Annotated in this window: 20 protein-coding genes and 1 pseudogene; 17 read left to right on the top strand and 4 right to left on the bottom strand. The window is 70.5% G+C overall.

The features are described 5' to 3' along the window. Positions 1-52: 52 nt before the first annotated feature. A complete protein-coding gene (locus OO71_RS09140; RefSeq protein WP_156096232.1) occupies positions 53-820 on the top strand; it encodes a cupin domain-containing protein in 768 nt (255 codons plus the stop codon). 137 nt (positions 821-957) lie between these two features. Here the strand turns inward: OO71_RS09140 and OO71_RS09135 are convergent, their stop codons facing one another. Next, complete coding sequence (locus OO71_RS09135) at positions 958-2,115, bottom strand: TetR/AcrR family transcriptional regulator (protein WP_033289259.1); 1,158 nt, start codon at positions 2,113-2,115, stop codon at positions 958-960. A 136-nt stretch (positions 2,116-2,251) separates the two neighbouring features. Between OO71_RS09135 and OO71_RS09130 the strand changes: the two genes are divergently transcribed. Then, positions 2,252-3,781 carry an acyl-CoA synthetase gene (locus OO71_RS09130; protein WP_033289258.1) on the top strand — a complete coding sequence of 510 codons (1,530 nt, stop codon included), beginning with the start codon at positions 2,252-2,254 and terminating at the stop codon, positions 3,779-3,781. Positions 3,782-3,783: 2 nt separating this feature from the next. Here OO71_RS09130 and OO71_RS09125 read toward each other — a convergent pair whose 3' ends face one another. Then, complete coding sequence (locus OO71_RS09125) at positions 3,784-4,665, bottom strand: helix-turn-helix transcriptional regulator (RefSeq protein WP_033289257.1); 882 nt, start codon at positions 4,663-4,665, stop codon at positions 3,784-3,786. A 135-nt stretch (positions 4,666-4,800) separates the two neighbouring features. On the opposite strand from OO71_RS09125, the gene OO71_RS09120 reads away from it, so the two are divergent. The 6 genes from OO71_RS09120 (at position 4,801) to OO71_RS09095 (ending at position 10,460) form a co-directional block, all read left to right on the top strand. Next, positions 4,801-5,493 (top strand): type 1 glutamine amidotransferase domain-containing protein, encoded by a 693-nt coding sequence (locus OO71_RS09120; RefSeq protein ID WP_033289256.1) that lies wholly within the window; start codon positions 4,801-4,803, stop codon positions 5,491-5,493. 22 nt (positions 5,494-5,515) lie between these two features. Continuing rightward, positions 5,516-6,958, top strand: coding sequence for an NAD-dependent succinate-semialdehyde dehydrogenase (locus OO71_RS09115; RefSeq protein WP_033289255.1), 1,443 nt, complete (start codon positions 5,516-5,518; stop codon positions 6,956-6,958). Beyond that, positions 6,955-8,295, top strand: a complete 1,341-nt coding sequence (locus OO71_RS09110) for a class-II fumarase/aspartase family protein (RefSeq protein WP_033289254.1) — start codon at positions 6,955-6,957, stop codon at positions 8,293-8,295. The genes OO71_RS09115 and OO71_RS09110 overlap by 4 nt, the downstream gene beginning before the upstream one ends. Positions 8,296-8,378: 83 nt before the next feature. Continuing rightward, positions 8,379-8,639, top strand: a complete 261-nt coding sequence (locus OO71_RS09105; protein ID WP_033289253.1) for a hypothetical protein — start codon at positions 8,379-8,381, stop codon at positions 8,637-8,639. After that, positions 8,636-9,592, top strand: a complete 957-nt coding sequence (locus OO71_RS09100; RefSeq protein WP_051791357.1) for an NADP-dependent oxidoreductase — start codon at positions 8,636-8,638, stop codon at positions 9,590-9,592. Before OO71_RS09105 ends, OO71_RS09100 begins: the two co-directional genes overlap by 4 nt. 7 nt (positions 9,593-9,599) lie before the next feature. Then, positions 9,600-10,460, top strand: a complete 861-nt coding sequence (locus tag OO71_RS09095; protein WP_033289252.1) for an MmyB family transcriptional regulator — start codon at positions 9,600-9,602, stop codon at positions 10,458-10,460. A 92-nt stretch (positions 10,461-10,552) separates the two neighbouring features. Here OO71_RS09095 and OO71_RS09090 read toward each other — a convergent pair whose 3' ends face one another. Both OO71_RS09090 and OO71_RS09085 read right to left on the bottom strand, forming a co-directional pair. Then, complete coding sequence (locus OO71_RS09090; RefSeq protein ID WP_084144819.1) at positions 10,553-11,020, bottom strand: nitroreductase family deazaflavin-dependent oxidoreductase; 468 nt, start codon at positions 11,018-11,020, stop codon at positions 10,553-10,555. Between the two features lie 151 nt (positions 11,021-11,171). Beyond that, positions 11,172-11,738 (bottom strand): TetR/AcrR family transcriptional regulator, encoded by a 567-nt coding sequence (locus OO71_RS09085; protein WP_033289251.1) that lies wholly within the window; start codon positions 11,736-11,738, stop codon positions 11,172-11,174. A 92-nt stretch (positions 11,739-11,830) separates the two neighbouring features. On the opposite strand from OO71_RS09085, the gene OO71_RS09080 reads away from it, so the two are divergent. The 9 genes and pseudogenes from OO71_RS09080 (at position 11,831) to OO71_RS09045 (ending at position 20,924) form a co-directional block, all read left to right on the top strand. After that, the gene (locus tag OO71_RS09080) at positions 11,831-12,337 is read left to right on the top strand and encodes a DinB family protein (RefSeq protein ID WP_033289250.1); all 507 of its coding nucleotides are present in this window, start codon (positions 11,831-11,833) and stop codon (positions 12,335-12,337) included. A gap of 374 nt (positions 12,338-12,711) precedes the next feature. Next, on the top strand, positions 12,712-14,001 hold the full coding sequence (locus OO71_RS09075; RefSeq protein ID WP_051791356.1) for an MFS transporter: 1,290 nt from the start codon (positions 12,712-12,714) through the stop codon (positions 13,999-14,001). Positions 14,002-14,005: 4 nt separating this feature from the next. Continuing rightward, positions 14,006-15,214 (top strand): ABC transporter substrate-binding protein, encoded by a 1,209-nt coding sequence (locus tag OO71_RS09070; protein ID WP_033289249.1) that lies wholly within the window; start codon positions 14,006-14,008, stop codon positions 15,212-15,214. Positions 15,215-15,218: 4 nt separating this feature from the next. After that, a pseudogene (locus tag OO71_RS53305) lies at positions 15,219-15,983 on the top strand (branched-chain amino acid ABC transporter permease); the annotation flags it as partial. A gap of 124 nt (positions 15,984-16,107) precedes the next feature. Further along, the gene (locus OO71_RS46235) at positions 16,108-17,892 is read left to right on the top strand and encodes an ATP-binding cassette domain-containing protein (RefSeq protein ID WP_051791354.1); all 1,785 of its coding nucleotides are present in this window, start codon (positions 16,108-16,110) and stop codon (positions 17,890-17,892) included. Continuing rightward, the gene (locus OO71_RS09060; protein ID WP_033289248.1) at positions 17,892-18,587 is read left to right on the top strand and encodes an ABC transporter ATP-binding protein; all 696 of its coding nucleotides are present in this window, start codon (positions 17,892-17,894) and stop codon (positions 18,585-18,587) included. The genes OO71_RS46235 and OO71_RS09060 overlap by 1 nt, the downstream gene beginning before the upstream one ends. A gap of 99 nt (positions 18,588-18,686) precedes the next feature. Next, positions 18,687-19,655 carry a hypothetical protein gene (locus tag OO71_RS09055; protein WP_033289247.1) on the top strand — a complete coding sequence of 323 codons (969 nt, stop codon included), beginning with the start codon at positions 18,687-18,689 and terminating at the stop codon, positions 19,653-19,655. 8 nt (positions 19,656-19,663) lie between these two features. Continuing rightward, positions 19,664-20,032, top strand: coding sequence for a hypothetical protein (locus OO71_RS09050; RefSeq protein ID WP_033289246.1), 369 nt, complete (start codon positions 19,664-19,666; stop codon positions 20,030-20,032). A gap of 22 nt (positions 20,033-20,054) precedes the next feature. Then, positions 20,055-20,924, top strand: a complete 870-nt coding sequence (locus OO71_RS09045; RefSeq protein WP_245633608.1) for an aminoglycoside phosphotransferase family protein — start codon at positions 20,055-20,057, stop codon at positions 20,922-20,924. Positions 20,925-21,054 lie beyond the last annotated feature (130 nt).

Raw genomic sequence — 21,054 nt, 5'->3', positions numbered from 1 at the left:
CCGAATTGTGGTGATCGTGGGGAAAATCGCGGATTCGGAGTACCATCGGGGGATGCAAGCGCTGCTGGAGGTGGTCCCGGAGCCGCCCACGTCGTCCTGGGCGTGCTACGTCCGGTCGCAGCCGAGCTTCGCGTTCGAATGGCATTACCACGAGGAACTGGAGCTCGTCCTCATCGAAGAGGGCTCCGGGCAGCGGTACGTCGGCAGCTCGGTGGAACGGTACGCACCGGGCGACCTGGTACTGGTCGGCTCCGACGTGCCACACACATGGCGGTCGGACTCCCCCGGCCCGCACCGCGCGATCGTGTGCCAGTTCAAGCGGGAGTTCCTGGGCACGTCGTTCTTCGAGACCGTCGAGTTCGCCCAGGTCAAAGCCATGCTCGACCGGTCAGCAGGCGGCCTGCGGTTCTGCGCGCAGGAGAACGCGGACGTCGCGGAACTGGTCGCCGCCCTGCCCGGCCACCCCCCGGTGCGGCGCACACTCGACCTGCTCACCGCACTCAGCCTGCTCGCGCCCCGCCCGGCCACCCGCCTCAGCACAGTCGTCGACCACCGCCGGCACGAGAAATCACGACACCGCATCCACGACGCGATCGACATCATCCATTGCAGGTACGGCGATTCCCTGTCCCTCGACGACGTCGCAGCCGAGACGGCAATGACGCCGGGCGCGCTCAGCCGATCGTTCCGCCGAACCACCGGACAGAGCTTCACCGCCTACGTAAACTTCAACCGGCGCTTCCGGGAACGCTTCGCCGCCAGCCCCCGCGAATACCGCGCTGCCTTCACCCGAGGAGCAACGGCTCACACAACCCCGTGAGCGCGGGAACAATCCCGACAGCCCAACACAGACACGGCGCACGCACAAACTTCAACCGGCGCTTCCGGGAACGCTAAACTTCAACCGGCGCTTCCGGGAACGCTTCGCCGCCAGCCCCCGCGAATACCGCGCTGCCTTCACCCGAGGAGCAACGGCTCACACAACCCCGTGAGCACCGGAACAATCCCGACAGCCCGACACAAATGCGGCGTCCGCGCGATGTTGTTCATCACACTCAAAGTCGCCTGCACCCGGATCCGCGCGGTGGTGGCGTCGAGGCCGGGATGGACTTCGCGGAGCAGGTGCACCCATTCGCTGATGTAGTCGTGCTGGGCCTGGCGGGTGGAGTGGCGGTGCGCATCGTCGAGGTGTCTCAGTTCCGTGATCATCAGGCCCACCAAGTGGTGGTGGTCCAGGGCGAAGGTGAGGTACGCGCGGATCAGCGCGCGCAAGGCGTCGGCCGGAGTTGGTGCGGTGTCGCAGATCGTGGCGATTCCGGCGAACAGCACTGCGACGCCCCGGTCGAATGCGGTGGTGAGGAGGTCTCGTTTGGCCGGGAAGTGCTTGTAGATGCTCTGGCCGCTGAGGCCCAGCGCGGCGCCGACGTCCTCCATGCTCACACCCGGGTAACCGTGGGTGGCGAACCTGCGCGTGGCTTCGGCGAGGAAGGCTTCGCGGCGGGAATGCGGGATCAGCCGAGGCCGTTCCTCGCGCGCGGCCGGCGTGATCGTGCCGGGGAGCGGTACACCGACCACGGTGGCGACCAGACCGGCCAGTTCCTCGTCGTACTGCGGGCGGGGCAGGTCGAGGCGGTGGAACGAGATGCTGGTGAGCACGGCGAGTGCGGAGGACGCCAGCAGGTCCGCAGTCGGCGCGGACAGGCCGGGGCGGACCGCCAGGACGTACCCGGTGAACAGGCGGCCGATCTCGCGGACCTCGTTGCGCAGGGTGGCCAGGTCGGCGGGCGCGAGGTTACGGGCTTCGCGTTGCCAGCACACGCCCACGTGGCGGTGTTCCAGGGCGAGGGAAGCCATCGCCCGGACTGCCGAGGGATCGTGGGGGTCCAGCCCGGCGAGCAGGTCGCGGACCGGGGCCAGGCTCGTGGCGATGACCTCGCGCAGCAGGTCCTGCTTGCCGGTGAAATGGCGGTACAGCGCGGACGGGCCGATCTCGACAGCCTTGGCGAAATCACTCATCCCGAGGTCGTCGTACCCGTGGCGGTACATCAGATCGGTGGCCGCGGCAACGATCAGCGCCCGCCGGTTACGCGGCCGGGCCCGCGTTGCGTGGTCCACGCCAACTCCCTTCGCCAGTGCACGAAGGTTACCCGACATTCACTTCGTGCACCTACACCCTTGACACTGTAGTTTTCGACGCCCACCCTGGTGGCCATCTCGTTTCCTGCTGTTCACAACATAGGGAGCCGACGTCGTGTGGCTGACTCAGGGACTGCATCGCGCCGTACAACAGACCCCCGGCACCGTGATGACCATCTGCGGGAAACGGACACGCACGGCCGCCGAGGTGGCCGACCGGGTCGCCCGGCTCGCCGGAGCCCTGCGTGACCTGGGCGTGCAGGACGGCGACCGGGTGGCCATGCTGGCCCTCAACTCGGACCGCTACCACGAGTACCTGCTCGCCGTGCCGTGGGCGGGCGGGGTGCTCAATCTGGTCAACATCCGCTGGAGCGCGGCCGAAATCGCGTACTCACTGGAGGATTCGGGCACCACGGTCCTGCTGGTCGACGACACCTTCGCCGCCATGGTCCCCACCTTGCGCGCGGCATACCCGAAGCTGACCACGGTGATCCACACCGGCGAGGGCCCGGCCCCCGAGGGCGCACTGTCCTATGAGGACTTGATCGCGGACGCGAGCCCGGCCGCCGACGCTCGCCGCGGCGGGGACGACCTCGTCGGCGTGTTCTACACCGGCGGCACCACCGGGTTCCCCAAGGGCGTGAAACTGAGTCACACCAACCTGATCGCGTCCACCCTGGGTACGGCAGCGAGCGGGTACGCGTGCGGCCCCGGCACCCGGCTGCTGCACGTGGCCCCGATGTTCCACCTCGCCGACCTGGCGATGTGGACGATGGTCACCACCCTCGGCGGCACCCACGTCTTCCTGCCCGCGTTCACCCCCGCCGGTACCGCCGCCGCGATCGCCGAGCACCGGATCACCAGCACGCTGCTGGTACCCACCATGATCCAGCTGCTGATCGACCAGCCCGGCCTGGCCGACTACGACCTGACCAGCCTCACGTCCGTGGTGTACGGCGCTTCGGGTATCCCGCAGCCCGTGCTCGAGCGCGCGATGGCCGCGCTGCCCGACACCAGCTTCACCCAGGCGTACGGCATGACCGAGCTCTCCCCCGTCGCCACACTGCTCAGCCCGGACGACCATCAGACACCGGAGCTGCTGCGCTCGGCAGGCCGTGCCGCCCCGCACGCCGAGGTCCGCATCGTCGACGTCGACGACACCGAACTACCGCGGGGCGAGGTCGGCGAAATCGCCGTGCGCGGAGCCCATGTGATGCTCGGCTATTGGGAAAAGCCCGAGGAGACCGCGGCCGCGATCCGCGACGGCTGGATGCACACGGGCGACGCCGGGTACATGGACGCTGCGGGTTACGTGTTCGTGGTCGACCGGATCAAGGACATGATCATCACCGGCGGCGAGAACGTGTACTCCGCCGAGGTCGAGAACGCACTCGCCCGCCATCCGGCAGTGGCGTCGTGTACGGTGATCGGCGTCCCGGACCCGGACTGGGGCGAGCGGGTGCACGCGGTCGTGGTGCTCACGCCGGACGCGCAGGTCACCGCCGACGAGCTGCGGGCCTACTGCAAGGAGTTCATCGCGGGCTACAAATCCCCGCGCAGCGTGGAGTTCGTCGACGCACTGCCGGTGTCGGGAGCCGGGAAGATCCTCAAACGCGAACTACGCCGGACCCGGCGAGCCCAGTAGGATCATCGCGCTTTCTGACCCGGCGGTGCATTGTCGGACGCCGCCCATCCGGCCAGCAAATGCATGGCTTCCCGCGACGGCGAGCCCGGTTCGGTGGTGTAGACGTACAGCGTGGTGTCCGGATCTCCGGGCAGGGTCAGGCTTTCGTAGTCCACCGTCAGTGGTCCGACCAGCGGGTGGCGCAGCCGTTTCGAACCGTGGGTGCGCTGGTGGACCCGGTGCTCCTCCCACCACTCGGCGAACTCCGGGCTGTGCGCACGCAGTTCGGCGACCAGCGCGACGGTCGCGCGGTCGTCCGGATCGCGGCCCACTTCGAACCGCAGGCTTTCGACGGCCGCCCGCGCCTGGTCTGGCCAGTCGGTGAACAGGGCGCGGGCGTCGTCGTCCAGGAACATCCAGCGGGCGTAGTTGCGCCGCGGCGCGGGGATCCGGTCGAAGTCGGCGAAGAGGGCCTTCGCCATCCGGTTGGCCGCGAGGATGTCGGTGCGGCGGCCGAGGATGAGCGCGGGCTCGCCGTCGAGGGCGTCGAGCAGCTGGTACAGCCCGGGCCGCACCCGCTGCACCCCGCGGGCCGGCCGTCGGGCCGGAGCTGCGGTGAGGCCGACGAGGTCTTCGAGGTGCACGCGACCCGCGGCGTCGAGGCCGAGCGCGCGGCCGATCGCCTCGACCACCGCCGCCGACGGCACGATGCGGCGGCCCTGTTCGAGACGCGCGTAGTAGTCCGTGGACACGCCCGCCAGCCGGGCGACCTCCTCCCGGCGCAGACCGGGTACCCGGCGGACCCGACCGTCCGGCGGCAGCCCGGCGCGCGCCGGATCGACCTGCGCCCGGGCACGCCGCAGGAAGTCGGCGAGTTCACGATTCAGACCGGTCACGGACCCCATCCTCCCCCAAGTCCCCCATCCGTGCCTGGGTCTGCGCGTCCTAGGTTGCGCAGGGCGCGAGATCCGGCCCGGGAACGGCTTCCCGTCGGGCAGGCTCACTGGGGTAATCACCGATTCCGGCAAAGGATCCGAGAAATGCGCAAAGTCCTGATCGTCATGTCCGCCGCGAGCGTCTGGGAGCGCACCGACGGTTCGGCTTACCCGACCGGGTACTGGGCCGAGGAGCTCGCCGCGCCGTACGAGAGGTTCGTCGCGGCCGGGTACACCGTGGACTTCGCCTCCCCCGGCGGCGTGCTGCAGCCGCTCGACCGGCACAGCGCCGACCCGGCCGTCGCGGGCGAGGACTGTGCCCGGCACGTCGCGAACGCCGAGAAGGCACTGCGGGAGTTCGGGCCGCTGCTCAAGCTCGGCGAGGTCGACATCGACGGCTACGCCGCCGTCGTCCTGCCCGGCGGGCACGGTCCGGTCGTCGACCTGCACGAGGACGCCGACCTCGGCCGCCTGCTCGCCAAGGCGGACGCGGCGGACAAGATCATCGGTGCCGTGTGCCACGGCCCGGCCGCTCTGCTGTCCACTGTGGACGAAGACGGGAAATGGCTGTTCGCCGGACGGAAGATGACGGCGTTCACCGACGAGGAGGAACAGCTTTTCGGTACCGCGGAAGGTGCGCCGTGGCTGCTCGCGTCCCGGCTGCGCGAGCTGGGCGCGAAGCATTCCGGCGGACCGGCGTACCAGGCCTACACCGTGCGCGACGGAAACCTGTTCACCGGCCAGAATCCGGCGTCGAGCGCCCCGATGGCCGACGCGATGATCGCCGCCCTCAGCTGACGGCCGGAAAGGAAGGCACCCCGTGGACAAGGGCCTGTTCATCGACGGGAAATGGCGGGCCGCGACCGGCGGCGCGACGTTCCCCGTGGAGAACCCGGCGACCGGCGAGCCGCTGGCCGAGGTGGCGTCCGCGACCCCGGCGGACGCGATGGCCGCCCTCGACACCGCCTCCCGGGCACAGGCGAGCTGGGCCGCCACTCCCCCGCGGCGCCGGGGCGAGATCCTGCGCCGGGCGCACGACCTGCTGATCGAGCGCGAGGACGAGTTCGCCCTGCTGATCACGCGGGAAATGGGCAAATCGCTCGCCGAATCCCGGGCCGAGGTCGGCTACGGCGCCGGGTACCTGCGGTGGTTCGGCGAGGAGGCGGTGCGGATCGACGGCAGCTGGAAGGTGAGCGAGGACGGAACGGCCCGCGTGCTGGTCACCCGGCAGCCCGTGGGGCCGTGCCTGCTCATCACGCCGTGGAACGCACCGCTGGCCATGCCGGCGCGCAAGATCGGCCCGGCCGTCGCGGCGGGCTGCACCATGGTCGTCAAACCGGCTCCGCAGGCGCCGCTGACCACCGCCGCGCTGGCCGGGGTGCTGGCCGAGGCGGGCCTGCCGGACGGGGTCCTCAACGTCATCCCGACGGCCGACGCGGCCGCGTGCACCGAGCCGCTGCTGCGAGACGGGCGGTTGCGCAAGTTGTGGTTCACCGGGTCGACCGCCGTCGGGCGGCTGCTGCTGGCGCAGGCGGCGGGCACCGTCCTGCGCACGTCGATGGAACTGGGCGGGAACGCGCCCTTCATCGTCTTTCCGGACGCCGACCTCGACGCCGCCGTCGAAGGCGCGATGACCGCGAAGCTCCGCAACATCGGCGAGGCCTGCATTGCGGCGAACCGCTTTCACGTCCACGCCGACGTCGCCGGGGAATTCAGCGCGAGGCTGTCCGCGCGGATGAGCGCGCTCACGGTCGGGCCGGGCACCGACCCCGCCACCGACCTGGGGCCGCTGATCGACGAACGCCAGCGCAGCAAGGTCGCCGGGCTGGTCGACGACGCGGTGGCCGCCGGGGCGCAGGTCCGCACCGGCGGCCGGGTCCCGGCGGGTCCGGGGTACTTCTACCCGCCGACGGTGCTCACCGGCGTCCCGGCGGGCGCGCGGATCGGCCGGGAGGAGATTTTCGGCCCGGTGGCGGCGATCCGGACGTTCGAGACCGAGGCCGAGGTGCTGCGCGAGGCCAACGACACCGAGTTCGGCCTGGTCGGCTACCTCTTCACGGGTGACCTCGGGCGCGCGCTGCGGATGAGCGAGCGGCTCGAAACCGGGATGGTCGGCCTGAACCGCGGGTACGTGTCCGACCCCAGTGCGCCGTTCGGCGGGATGAAGCAGTCCGGCATCGGCCGCGAGGGCGGCGACAGCGGGATCGACGAGTACCTGGAGCAGAAGTACATCGCCATCGACTTCGCCGAGGAATCCCGGTGAGCAGCACGGTTTTCGACTCGTTCCTGTTCCGCGATCTCTTCGGTACGCACGAGATGCGGGCGGTCTTCAGCGACGAGTCCTATGTGGACACCGTGGTGCGGGTGGAGGTCGCCCTCGCGCGGGCGGAGGCGCGGACCGGCGTCATCCCGCGCGAGGCGGCCGACGCCATCGCCAGGACGGGCGATCCCGCGCGGCTGGATCGTGAACGGCTCCGGCGGGACACCGGGAACGTCGGCTACCCGATCCTGCCGATCATCACCCAGCTCGCCGAGCACTGCGGCGACGCGGGCGGGTACCTGCACTGGGGCGCGACGACCCAGGACATCATGGACACGGCGACCATGCTGCAGGTCGCCGAGGGCCTCACCCTCATCGACGCTGCGCTCGACCGGCTCCGGGACCACCTGCGGACCTTGGCGCAGGAGCACGCCGGCACCGTCACCGCCGGGCGGACGCATCTCCAGCACGCCCTGCCGATCACCTTCGGCTACCGGGTCGCGGTGTGGCTGTCGGCGCTGGACCGGCACGCCGACCGGCTGGCGTCCGTCCGCGAGCGCAACCTGATGGTGCAGTTCGGCGGCGCGGCGGGGACCCTGGCGTCGCTCGGCGAGGACGGCCTGCGGGTGCGAGCCGCACTGGCCGCGGAGCTCGGCCTGCGCGATCCCGGGATCACCTGGCACGTGACCCGCGACGGGTTCACCGAGATCGTCGCGCTGCTGGCCGCGATCGGTGCGTCGGTGGGCAAGATCGGCCTCGACATCGCGGCGATGTCCTCGACCGAAACCGGCGAGCTGGCCGAGCCGTTCGTCCCCGGCCGCGGTGCCAGTTCCACCATGCCGCAGAAACGCAACCCGATCTCCAGCGAGCTGATGATTGCGGCGGCAAACCTGTTGCGGGACAAGGTATCCGCGATGCTGGGTGCGATGCTGCAGGACTTCGAACGCGCCACCGGGCCGTGGCACGTCGAATGGGCGGTGCTCCCGGAGGCGTTCCTGCTGCTGTCGTCGTCGCTCGCGCAGGCCGGGGACACCATTGCCGGGCTGCAGGTCGACGCCGGGCGGATGCGCGCCAACCTCGACCTCACCGGCGGGCTGATCTCCGCGGAGGCCGTGATGATGGCGCTCGCCCCGGCGCTCGGTCACCGGCAGGCGCACGAACTCGTGTACGCCGCCTGCGCGCGGGTCCGCGAATCCGGTGCCGACCTGGCGGCGGAACTGTGCCGCAACCCGGACGTCACGGCCCTGCTCGGCGCGGACCAGGTCCGCCGGTTGTGCGATCCGGGCGGGTACCTGGGCAGCAGTGCCGAGATGGTCCGGTCGGTCACCGGCAGGTACTGACGACACCAGTACAACTGCCGCCTCGCCCCTTCGCCGCGAAAGCCGGAACCTGAAAACACCGGTTATCGCGCGTAAGGAGCAGAATGCCAGGACAACCACCGCTGCGGGAATTCCTCGAATCGTTCCACCGGGCGGCGTTCAGCGGCCATCCCGGCGGGATCACGCCGGTCATCGACGAAATCTCCGCGGCGTTCGCGGATTTCCGGATCGAGGTGCACGACATCGTGGACGGACGCTCCGCGGGCGGCAACGGCCTGGTCGCCGTCCACGGGGCAATGTGCGGGAAACACGTCGGCGATTTCTGGCTCGGCGAAGCGACAGAACGACAGGAGCGCACCTCGTGAAAGCACTGCAGATCACCGGATACGGCGCGGAACCCGCGCTCGCCGAGGTCGCGGCGGTGTCCCCTGGGCCGCGCCAGGTGGTCGTCGACATCGCGGCGGCATCGCTGAACCCACTGGACCTCAAGATCGTGGCCGGATATGTGACCGATTTCTTCCCGGTGACCTTCCCCTATTCGCTCGGCACCGATTTCTCCGGGCGGGTCGGCGCAGTCGGCGACGAGGTGACCGGCTGGCAAGTCGGGGACGCGGTGATCGGCCGCCTCGACCCGGTTGCCGGGGGCGCCTGTGCCGAGCAGGCCGTGATCGACGCGGATCAGCTGGTCCCCGCGCCGGGGAGCGTTTCGCTCGAAGCCGCGGCCGGGATTCCGACGTCGGCCGCGACCGCGTGGCAGGTGCTGACCGAGATCGCGGACGTCCGATCCGGACAGACCGTGCTCGTGCATGCCGCGGCCGGTGGCGTGGGCAGCTTCGCGGTGCAGTTCGCGAAGCGGCTCGGCGCGCAGGTGGTGGCGACGGCGTCGGGTTCGGGGGTCGCCATCGCGAGAAAGCTCGGCGCCGACACGGTTCTCGACTACCGGCAGGTCGCCTTCGAGGAGGAAATCAGCGGGGTCGACGTCGTGGTGGACACCGTCGGCGGCGAGAACGAGGCCCGGTCGCTGGAGGTGCTGAAGCCGGGCGGGCTGCTGGTCGCGGTGCCGATGCCGCCGGACGAGGCGCGAGCCGAAGCTGCCGGACGGCGCGCGGCGTTCGTGTTCCACAGCTCGGACGGGCCGCGGCTGGCCAAGGTCGCGAAGCAGATCGACGACGGGGTCGAACTCCTGGTGGACCGCACCCTGCCGCTCGCCGAGGGCAAGTGGGCGCTGGCGTACCTGAGTCAGCGGCACGCGCGGGGCAAGGTCCTGCTGAGCGTGGTGCAGGTGGCACCTGGCTCGGGCCTGTCGGCGCGGCCATAGTGGAGGGATGGATCTGCGTGAACTCGGCCGTTACCTGAATTCGCGGCGCGCCCGGATCAGCCCGGCGGAGGTCGGGCTGACCGCCGGGGTGCGCCGCCGGGTGCCGGGGCTGCGGCGGGACGAGGTCGCGACGCTGGCCGGTGCTTCGGTGGACTACTACGGGCAGCTCGAACAGGGCCGGGGGGTGCAGCCGTCGGAGCAGATGCTGGCCGCGCTGGCCCGGGCGTTGCGGCTGACTGTCGACGAGCGCAACCATCTCTACCATCTGGCCGGGCGCCCGCTGCCGCCTGCATCCGGGAGCAGTGCGCACGTTCATCCGGCAATGCTCGATCTGCTGGAGCGGTTGCCGAACACTCCGGCGCAGGTGATGACGGACCTCAGTGTGACGCTGGTGCAGAATCGTCTTGCCGAGGCGCTGCTGGGTACTCCGGCGGCGGCGCGCGGGGTCCGGGCGAGCTTTGTGTATCAGTGGTTCACCGATCCGGCTGCGCGGGAGCGGTATCACCCGGATGAGCATCGGCATCAGTCCGAGGTGTTCGTCGCGGATCTGCGGGCAGCGATCGGGCGCCGTGGGGACGATCCGCTGGCTGTCGAGCTGCTCTCGGTGCTCAGGAGTGGTAGCGCGGAGTTCGCGGAGTTGTGGGAGCGGCAGGAGGTGGCGGTCCGGCGGACCGATCGGAAGCGGCTGGTGCATCCGGTGCTGGGGGTGGTGGAGCTGAACTGCCTGAATCTGCTGAGCGAGGACGGTACTCAGCGGTTGCTGTGGTTCACGGCACCGCCGGGGAGTGATGCGGTGGAGCAGCTGGACTTGCTGGCGGTCGTCGGGGTCGAGGAATTCGGTTCAGCTCCCCGCCCCGCTCCCGGGTGAAGTCCGTGAAGGGAACCATCACGGAATCAGATTCCCTCATGGTTCCCTTCACGGACTTCTGGCATCGTGCTGCGTCACCGGCCCGGTGACGTTCAGGCCGCTCGCGGGTGGAACGCGATGATCGGCAGCTGCGCGACCAGCCGGCGGCGGGCTTCCACCGAACCGTCGTAACGCCAGCCCAGCAGTTTGGTCAGCACCGGGCGCAACACCGGCCGCAGCAGGATGTTCCGCCGTTCGTAGTCGGTGATCGCGGCCAGCGCTTCCGGCTGGTCGAGCACCCGGTGCTCCGGCACGAACGTCCGGCGGCCGATGGCGACCTCGGCGGCGGGCGCGGCCTGGATGTTGCGGTACCAGTCCGACGACGCACCGAGCCCGGCGATCACCAAGACCTCGTCGGCGGCGGGCCGCAGGCCGATCACCTCCAGCACCGTCCGGTACTGCCGCCCGGACTTGCGGCCGACGTGGGTCACGCACAGGAAGCGCTTACCCAGCAGCCAGCCCAGGTTGCGGTCGTACAGTTTCGCCGGTGCGCGGAAAACCGCACGCAGCACAGGATTCATCGGTTCGCTCCTTCGAATTCCCGGTGCAGGCCGGTGATGTTCCCGGCCGCGTAACGGTCGCTTCCGGGCAGCCGGGCCAGTTCCAGCTCGGTCCGCAAGCACGCGCGCACCGCCGATGCCGAGCGACACGCCCCCGCCCGGCAATTCCCACTCATCGTTTCCCGCCCTCCGTGACCAGCCTTCGCAGCACCGCCGCGAGGTCCCCGCCCGGTACGAGACCGCGGTGCAGCAGCAACCCGTCGACGGTTGCCGCCAGCACCTCGGCGGTCGCGTCCGGTTCGGCGACGCCGCGCTCGGCGAGCCAATGGCTCAGCCGCGTCCGGAAATCCGTGAGCAGCCCGGCCAGCTGCTCCCGCAGCTCTTCGTCCCGGGTGGCCGCCAGATACGCCTCGACGAACAGCAACGACAACGGGTCCTCACCGGGGTACGGCGCAACCGAGCCGAGCATCGCGTCGACCACGGCACCCGGCGTGCGAGCCTCCTCCAGCGCCGGACCCGCTGCCTCCAGCGCCTGCCGCATCGCCCCGGTGACCGCCTCACGCAGCAGCGCCGGGAGCGACGGGAAGTGGTAGTGCACCACGCTCGGCGTGACCCCGGCCCGGTCCGCCAGCACGCGGGTGCTCACCGCCGCCCATCCCCGTTCCGGCACCAGCTCGACCGCCGCCGCCAGCAACCGCTGCCGTACCTCACGTCCGCGCTCCGCCGCCGGGGATCCCACGCTCGCCCTCCTGTCGGTCAGTCGTACAGGTCGATCGTCCTGTACAACTGCCCTAACAGTACCGCAGCCGCGGCCCGGGCGATACTGGGGCCATGAGCTCACCGGAACTCGCCGCGGCAGGAAGCCCGCTCCCCGTCCAGTTCGAGGTGTTCCTCGACCGGCACCGCGCCGCCTTGCACGACTGTCTCGACGGGCTAACCGAGGAGCAGGCCCGCGCGTCACTGGTGCCGTCGCGCACGACGCTGCTCGGCCTCGTGAAGCACGCGACGTTCGTCGAGAAGGTGTGGTTCGAGGAGGCGGTGACCGGCCGTCCGCGAACCGAGCTCGGGTTACCCGCCGACGCCGCGGATTCGTTCCTGCTCACCGAAAACGACACGATCGGCACCCTGCAAGCGGCCCACCGGGAAGCGTGCGCCGCCTCGCGCCGCGCCACCGCGGCCCTCCGGCTGGACGACCTGCTGCCCGGCAATCGCCGCGGACCGCTCCCGCTGCAATGGGTATATCTGCACGTGCTCCGGGAATTGGCTCAGCATTGCGGGCACGCCGACATTCTTCGCGAGCAAATCCTCGCCCGCGAAAATACGCCGCACCATTCCTGATCCGCCCGGGCGCGCAGAAATACGCACCTCCGTTCCCCTTTCACGGGATCGATGGACAGTCGGCATCCCTCCGTTGTGACGAGCCGGGCGAAGTGAGTGATACTGTCCGCGTCCGGCCGCCATGACCTCACGCTTTGCAGCATTCTCGGCCAATCCGGAGATCAACTGCAGGATCCTGCCACTGCCCGACCGGGACAGCGAGGTCGCCGACCCCCGCGAAGCACGAGGTGACGGCGCATTTTCGCCGACCTCGGAATACCACCGATCCCGACGCTTTTTCGTGTTTCCGGTGACGCATTCTCGTGTCTTGACGGTCGTCATGTCTGCGCTATAGATTCTGCGGATTCTCCCGCACCGTGAATCGGAGGAATCCTGTGCGCGAACGTTTTTCCCCCGCTGCGACGGGGACCCGGGGATGGGTCCGCACGACCGCCCTGGTCTTCCTGGCGATCGTCGCGGACGGGTTCGACACGGCCGCGATGAGCCTCGTGGTCCCCACCCTCAGCCGCGAATGGCACCTCGCCCCGGCCGCGTTCACCCTGCCGCTGGTCGCGACGAACCTCGGCGCCGTCCTCGGGTACGTCCTCAGTGGACGGTTGGCCGCGCGCTTCGGGCGGGCGGCGGTCGTCGGGACGTCGGTCGTGGTGTTTTCCGTGGCCACGGCGGCGATCGCGGTGGTCGGTTCGATCCCGGCGATGACCGTGCTGCGGGTGATCGCCGGAGCCGGGTTCGGCTGCGTGCTGCCCGCGGCGGTCGCACTGGCCGCGGACGTGGCACCGGCCAGGGCACGGGACGGGATCGGCATCGTGGTGACGCTCGGCCTTCCGGTCGGCTCGACGCTGGGCGGATTCCTCGGCGGGCAGCTGCTCACCGGCTGGGGCTGGCCGTCGATCTTCTGGCTGCCCGGTCTCGCCGCGCTGCTGCTGGCGGTTGCGCTGTTCCTGCTGCTGCCGCGGACCACCGTCACCGCGTCGGGCCCGCTGCCCGAAGGCGCCGTCCGGCGGCTGTTCGCCCCCGGAGTGCGCGGCTCGACGATTTTGCTGTGGAGCTACGCATTCCTGGTGTTCATCGTGACCTACGTGGTGCTGTCGTGGCTGCCGACGTTCCTGCTCGAATACGGCTTCACCCCGGCCGATGCTCCGCTCGGCGCAGGACTCATCGCCCTCGGCGGGCTGGCCGGTGGCGTGGTGCTCGCGCTCGGCGCGGCGGCGGTGGGCGCGCCGCGGATGATGGTCGCCGGGTGCGCGGCCGGTGCCCTGCTGCTCGGTGTGCTCGGACTGGTGCCGATGAGCACCGGGCTCCTGCTGGCGGTTCTCGCGGTGCTGGGCGCGGCGCTCGCCGCCGGTCCGATCGGACAGGCCGGGCTGGCGGTGGCGCTGTACGACTCGGCGAGCCGCGCCACCGGCGTCGGCTTCGCGGCGGCGGCCGGGCGGATCGGTTCGGTGATCGGCCCGGGGGTGGGCGGCCTGCTGCTCGCCGCCGGGGTCGGCGCCCGGTCCATTCTCATCGGCGTCGCGGTGCCGACCCTGCTCGCCGGCGGGCTGGCCGCCCTGCTCGCCAGCCGCACCAAGTCCACAAAGGACGAAATGACGGACGAAACCCCTGGCGGAGAACAGGTTTCCGCCGACCCTCTCCCCCGACTCCCCGCCGACCGACAGGAGTGACCCGGTGAAACGCACCCCCCGATCCGCACTGGTGATGACCGCGCTGGCGGCGATGGCCGCCGTCGTGACCGGCTGTTCGAGCAGCCGAGGCGGGACCGATCCCGCGGCGAAACTGACCGGCCCGCCGCTCACCGTCGGGTTCGTCAACACCGATTCCGGCGCCCTGCCCTACCCCGAGATCAGCAGTGCCGCGCAGATCGCGGCCGACCAGGTGAACGCGACCGGCGGGATCGGCGGCCGTCCGCTGAAGCTCGACGTCTGCAGCACCGACGGCAGCCCGGCCCGCGCGGTCCAGTGTGCCAACAAGTTCGTGGCCGACAGGGTCCCGGCCGTCCTCAGCGGCATCGAGGTCTCGCTTTCGGCCGCGCTGCCGATCCTCGACCAGGCGGGGATCACGGTGTTCGGCCACCAGGCCGTGCCCGACGTGTACCGCGATCCGAAAGCGGTGATGCTGTCCGCGCCGCTCGCGCTCAGCCTCAAAATCATCATGTACACCTTGAAGAACGCGAACGTGCACCATCTGGTGGCGATGCTGCCGAACGCGGGTGCGGCCTTCAAGCAGCAGTTCGACGAGGGCATCAAACCGCTGGCGGAGCAGTTCGGCATCACCTCCACGCTCACCAGCACCGCACCGGTGAACCCGGACGTCACCTCGGCGTTCACCGCGGCGAAGGCGGCCAACGCAGACGGCGTTTTCCTGCTGTACGCGGAAAACGACTGTACGAACGCCATCCGCGCGGCACGCAGCACCGGGTTCACCGGGGTCGTGTACGCGGTCGCCTGCCAGAAGTTCCTGCCGACACTCGGGTCGCAGGCGGCCGGTGTGTACACCACTTCGCTGGTCTACCCGTACAACGGCCTCGCGTCGGTCTCCGACCCGAAGGCGAAGGCACAGCTCGCGGAATACAACGACGTGATGACCGCGGCGAAGCAAGCCAAGAACGTCAACACCAACGCCCCGGCCGGGTTCTCCATCGTGATGACGCTCGCCGCCATCGCGAAGGACCTCAAGGGCGAGGTGACCGCGACGAGTCTCGGTGACGCGATCGCGAAGTTCCGCGGGGAGTACTACATGGGCGGCACCGTCGACTGCGCACAGCGGCCGATGCCGGGTGCGACCTGCGGAACCGGCATCGCCGTGCTGAAGGCCAACAGCGACGGTACGCAGCAGGTCGTCGGCGGCAAGTTCACCTACGCCGCGGACATCAAGTAACGCCATGGACCAGTTCCTCGTTTTCGCGATGCTCGGCCTCGGCGCCGGCGCGGTCAGCGCCGGTCTCGGAGTCGGTCTCGTGATGACCTACCAGGGCGCCGGGATCATCAACTTCGCGCATGCGGCGCTGGCGATGTGGGGTGCGTTCGCGTTCGCCGAACTGCACACCACCGGCGACCTCGTGCTGCCGCTCGTGGTGATCCCGGCGCGGGTGCCGCTCGGTGACCCGCTGCCGGGGTGGGCCGCCGCGGTGGTGGCAGTCGTGCTCGCCGCGGTGCTCGGAATGCTCGTGCAGCTGCTGATCTTCCGGTCGCTGCGGCACGCGCCGCTGGTCGCGAAGCTCATTGCGTCGCTGGGGCTGATGACATACCTGCAGAACGGCATCTTCGACCACTTCGGCCACGACGCCCGCTCCGAACAGCCATTGTTCCCGGACGGCCCGGTGGACATCGCCGGGCTCAGCGTCCCGCAGGACCGGTTCTGGCTGGCCGGTACGGTGCTCGCGCTGGCGGTGGCGATCTCGTGGGCGTACCGGCGGACCCTGCTCGGCGCGGCGACGCGGGCGGCGCTGGAGGACGAGGCGGCGCTCACACTGAGCCGGTGGTCGCCGACCCGGCTGGCGGTGGTGAACGTCGCGGGCGGGATCACCGTGACGACCGTGGTGATGATCCTGGCTTCGTCGATCAGCCCGCTGAACCCGGAATCGGTGCCGCAGCTGGTGGTTCCGGGGCTCACCGCGATGCTGGTCGGCAGGCTGGCCAGCGTCACCGGGGCGGCCGCAGCCGGGCTGGGGCTCGGCGTGCTGCAGTCCGAGCTCACCTTCATGCAGACCACGTCCCTGGTGGCCGCCCGCGCTGTCCGGCGGCGGGCTCACCGACGCGATCCCGCTGGTCGTGATCGTCGCGGTGCTCGCGCTCGGCGGCCGGGCGCTGCCGACGCGGGCCGGGGTCGTGCTCGAACCATTGCCGCGGGTGCCGCGGCCGATGCGGCCCGCGACGATCGCGGGGCTGGCACTCGCCGCCGCCGGGCTGGCCGCGCTCGTGAGCCCGACGATCCGGCTCGGGCTCAACCTCAGCATCGTCTTCGCGATCCTCGCGCTGTCGCTGGTGGTGCTCGTCGGGCTGGTGGGCCAGATCTCGCTCGGCCAGCTCGCGATCGCCGGGCTGGCCGCGTTCGCCCTGGCGCGGTACCTCGGCGGCTGGCCGTTCCCGCTGGGACTGCTGGTGGCCGGGTTCGTGAGCACGGCGATCGCGGTGCTGGTGGGACTTCCGGCGCTGCGAGTGCGGGGTGCGCAGCTGGCGGTGGTGACGCTGGCCGGGGCGGCAGCGGTCCAGGCGGTCGTGTTCACCACGGCCAGCACTCCGGCCGTGGCACCACCGCGCCTCGCGGGCCTCGACCTCGCGGCGCAGCAGGGCGACACCATCGCGCGGCTTCCGTTCACGATCACGCTGCTGGTGGTGCTGGTGCTCGTCGCGGTGACGACGTCACGCACCATCGGTGGCTCGCTCGGCCGGCGTTTTCTCGCGGTACGCAACAACGAACAGGCTGCGGCGAGCGTGGGAATCAACGTCGCCGCCACGAAGGTCGCCGCGCTCGCGGTGGCGGGCCTGATCGCCGGGATCGGCGGAGGCCTGCTCGCCTACAACAACCAGGCGGTGTCCGGGAGCTCGTTCGACGTGTTCTCCAGCATCGGGCTGCTGGTGTTCGCCTACATCGGCGGCATCACCGGGATCGGCGGCGCGCTGTACGCCGGGATCCTCGCTCCGGCCGGGATCGTGTACGTGCTGATCAGCCAGCACTGGAATGTGGCGTCGACGACGTACGGGACCATTGCGGCAATCGTGCTGATCCTGGTGGCGCTGTTCAACCCGCAGGGCGTCAGCGATGCGGTGCGGGTGACGCTGGAACGGTTGCGGCTCAAGGTGTTCCGCCGGGCGCCGGAACGTCCCGTGGTGCTGCCCGAGCCGCCGGATCTCCCGGTTTCGCGCGCCGCGCTCCAGGCCGGGCCGCTGACTGTCCGCTATGGCGGGGTGACCGCCGTCGAGGACGTGCGGATCGAGGTCGCGCCGGGTGAGATCGCCGGTCTGATCGGCCCGAACGGAGCCGGGAAGACGTCGCTGCTCGACGCGCTCACCGGGTTCAGCGCGGCACAGGGCCCGGTGGTGCTGGGTGGCCGGGAGCTGGCCGGGCTGAAGCCGCACGCCCGGTGCCGCGCCGGGCTTGCCCGCACGTGGCAGGCCGGGCAGCTCTTCGAGGATCTGCCGGTGGTGGACAACGTCCGGGTCGCCGCGGCCGACGACGCCGCGGTCGCGTGGGCCCTGCACCTGGCCGGGATCACCGGGCTGGCCGCGCGCCGCCCGGCGGAACTCAGTGGCGGGCAACGGAAACTGGTCAGCCTGGCGCGGGCGCTGGCGAGCCGGCCGAGCGTGCTGCTCGCCGACGAACCGGCGGCCGGGCTGGACAGCTTCGAGAGCAGGCAGCTCGGCACGCGGCTGAAGGCGATTGCCGGCGCCGGGGTCGGGGTGCTGCTCATCGAACACGACCTCGCGCTCGTGCTCGCCGTGTGCGACCGGATCCATGTGCTGGACCAGGGCAGGCTGATCGCGTCCGGGCCGCCGGAGGCGATCCGGACCGAACCTGCCGTGCTCAGCGCTTACCTCGGCCAGGAGACCGCGTGATGCCTGCCCTCGAAATCCGCGGCCTGACCGCGGGCCACCAGAGCGTCCCGGTCGTCCGCGACCTCGATCTCACCGTGTCGCCCGGCGAAATCGTGGCCCTGCTGGGACCGAACGGAGCCGGGAAAACGACGACGCTCGACACGGTGTGCGGCGCGTTACCCGCGCTCGGCGGTGCGGTGCAGGTTTTCGGGCGCCCGGTGAAGTCCCTGCGTGAAGCCGCGCGGCGGCGGCTGGCGTACGTACCGGAGAACCGCGGGTTGTTCCGCAGCCTGACGGTGGACGAGAACTTGCGCCTGCGCAGCCGGACCCGCGCCGCGGCCGGGGAGCTGTACGAACGGTTTCCCACCATCGGCCGCCTGCGGAACCGGCAGACGGCCCTGCTTTCCGGCGGTGAGCAGCCGTTGCTGGCGCTCATGTGCGCGCTGAGCCTGAACGCGGAACTGCTGCTCGTGGACGAAATGACCATGGGCCTGTCCCCGGCCGTGGTCCTCGACCTGGCGGAGGTGATCAAACAGGTCGCGGCGGACGGGGTCGCGGTGCTGTTCGTGGAGCAGCACGTGCACCTGGCGCTGGAACTGTGTGACCGGGCTTACGTGCTGAACCACGGTTCGTGCGTGCTGGAGGGCGCAGGTGACGAACTGCTGGGGGAGCTCAGCGCGACGTACTTCGCGCACGATCCCTCGGTGAACGGCTGAGCCAGGATATTCCGAAACGGTTGCGGTGATCGTTTCGCCGTAACGACCGTCTCCCATTGCCGATTCCGGTGCAGGATCGACGAACCAGGACGGTACATTGTGGACGACCACGGCATTGAGGATCATCCGGACCTGATGGACCCGGAGTGGCAGCGGCACGCCGAGAAGGAGGCCTGGGTCGGGCTGCGCGCAACCCGGCGGCGGGCGCGGGTGCGGACCTGGGTCACCCTGTCGGTGGCCGGGCTGGTCGCTCTCGCGGCGGCCGGGATCGCGGTGTACCTGGCGAGGCGGCCGGACTCCTCGTCCGGCGTCCCCGCGGCGCCTGCCGCCACCACGGCAACGACGACCACCACGACCGGGTCCGCTCCGACCGAGCTGCCGGACTACGCGCACGTCGACCTCACCCGGCCGTTCGACAAGACTCCCGCGCAGAACTGGGCCGAAGGCATCGCGGGCCTGAAAACCGCACCCGCGGCGAAGGTCGGCTCGTTCTCCGCGGCGCAGGTCGCGCAGGCCGAGGACCAGGTCAAGAAGGCGATCACGGCCGCTCACCTCGATCACGGCACCCTCGACGGGCACCACCCCGATGCCTACCTGGCCCTCTTCGCCCCGGACGCCAGGACGGACCTGCAATCCGGCGTCCAGGGCTACGTCACCTACCTCGCCGACGGCTACCACCTCCTGCCCGTCGCCCCCCGCCTCAACGGGACGCTGACCGTCCAGCCGGGCAAAACCGGTGAGCTGGTGCTGCACGTGTCGTACGTGGTCGCCTACGCCTTCGACCCGGGTACGCAGTCGATCGAGGGCCCGTCGGACATCGAACCGTTCGTCCGCGTCGAGGCCGACTACATCGAGCGCATCGGGAACTCCTGGGCACCGGCGAGCCGCGGCCTGTGGCTGGAGGCGTACCACGCGTTCGACACCAACATCGCGTGCTCGGCCAGCAAGAGCGGGTTTCTCATGCCGGAATTCGGGGAACCGTCCTTCGACGGCCCGTCGGTCTCGCCGGACCCTGGACGGTACGACCCCGCGAAACCCGTTCCCACGAAAGGGAACTGCGGCGAATAGGAGCCGTCATGAAATCACTCGGAACCTGGATCAGGGCGGCGATCACCTTGGTACTGCTGGTGATCGCCGCGCTGTGGCTGCTGGTGGTGTACACCCGGCTGGGGACGCCAAGCACCGATGGCACTGCCTTCGACGAGTTCCAGCGGGCCAAGGACATCTTGCTCGTCGTGCTCCCCTTGCTGACCACCGCGCTCGGGTACTGGTTCGGCTCGGCCGGGCGGCAGCAGGCCGAACGCAAAGCCGACCAGGCCAAGCACGACGCGGACAAGGCCCAGCGCAAACTCGCGGGCGTCCTCGACAGCTCGGCGGTGCCCGATCTCCTGGAGAAGGCCAAGAACAAGGACCCCGAGGCGTTCGGGCTGCCGGTCACCCACTGAGGCAGGCTGCTAGCGTGCGATGGTGAGGTACGAACAGGATCTGGTCCGCGCGTTACTGCACGAGCAACACCCCGACCTCGCCGCTCTCGAACTCCGCGACGTCGAAGGCGGCTGGGACAACCAGCAATGGCGCCTCGGCCCGGATCTCGCGGTCCGCCTCCCCCGCAGCGACCGGGCCCCCGGTCTCCTGCGCACGGAACAGGCCTGGCTGCCGGTGCTGGCCGAGCGGCTGCCGCTGCCGGTCCCCACTCCGGTACGCGTCGGCGAACCGTCCCCGCGGTTCGCCCACCCGTGGACGATCGCGCACTGGGTCGCGGGCGAACCGGCCGACCGTGCCCCGATCACCCGCCCCGACGCCGCCGACACGCTCGCCGGTTTCCTGCGCGCCCTGCATCATCCTGCTCCGTTTGACGCCCCGGCCAGCTCGACCCGTGGTGTCCCCCTGGCCCAGCTGGACCCGGAGTTCCCGAGCTGGCTCGAAGCCATCAGCACCAACGCCGACGCGGCACGGGAAGTGTGGGACGAGGCCGTCGCCGCACCTGCCTGGACGGGTTCGCCGCTCTGGCTGCACGGTGACCTCCATCCGGCCAACGTGGTCACGCAGGACGGCGCTCTGACCGGAGTGATCGACTTCGGCGACCTGAGCTCCGGCGACCCCGCAACCGACCTGTCCGCCGCCTGGATCCTCCTCCCGGCCGACGCCGCACCGCGGTTCTTCGCCGCGTATGCACAGGCCGACGAAGCCACGATCACGCGCGCCCGCGGCTGGGCGGTGATGCGCGCACTGAACCTGATCTGGATCGGACAGCGCGGCAGAAACGGCCTGCCGGGCGGCAAACCGACGTGGGAACCGGCGGGATACGCGACATTGGAACGCGTTCTGGCCGGGTGAGGTCGTCCCTAGTGAGTTCGCAGCCCGTTCAGGAACACCACCGCCTCCCCCGCCGCGACGCGGCGCCGATCTCCTCGCAATCGCCGAGGCGTCGCACAGCCAGTCTTGTGGGGCCGGGTCGAGGTCCCGC

Origin of the sequence: Amycolatopsis jejuensis, from assembly GCF_000717335.1 — a bacterium.
GTDB classification, from domain to species: Bacteria; Actinomycetota; Actinomycetes; order Mycobacteriales; family Pseudonocardiaceae; genus Amycolatopsis; species Amycolatopsis jejuensis.
The sequence above is the reverse complement of the archived record's forward strand: the minus strand, read 5'-3'. Positions and strand labels throughout refer to the sequence as shown.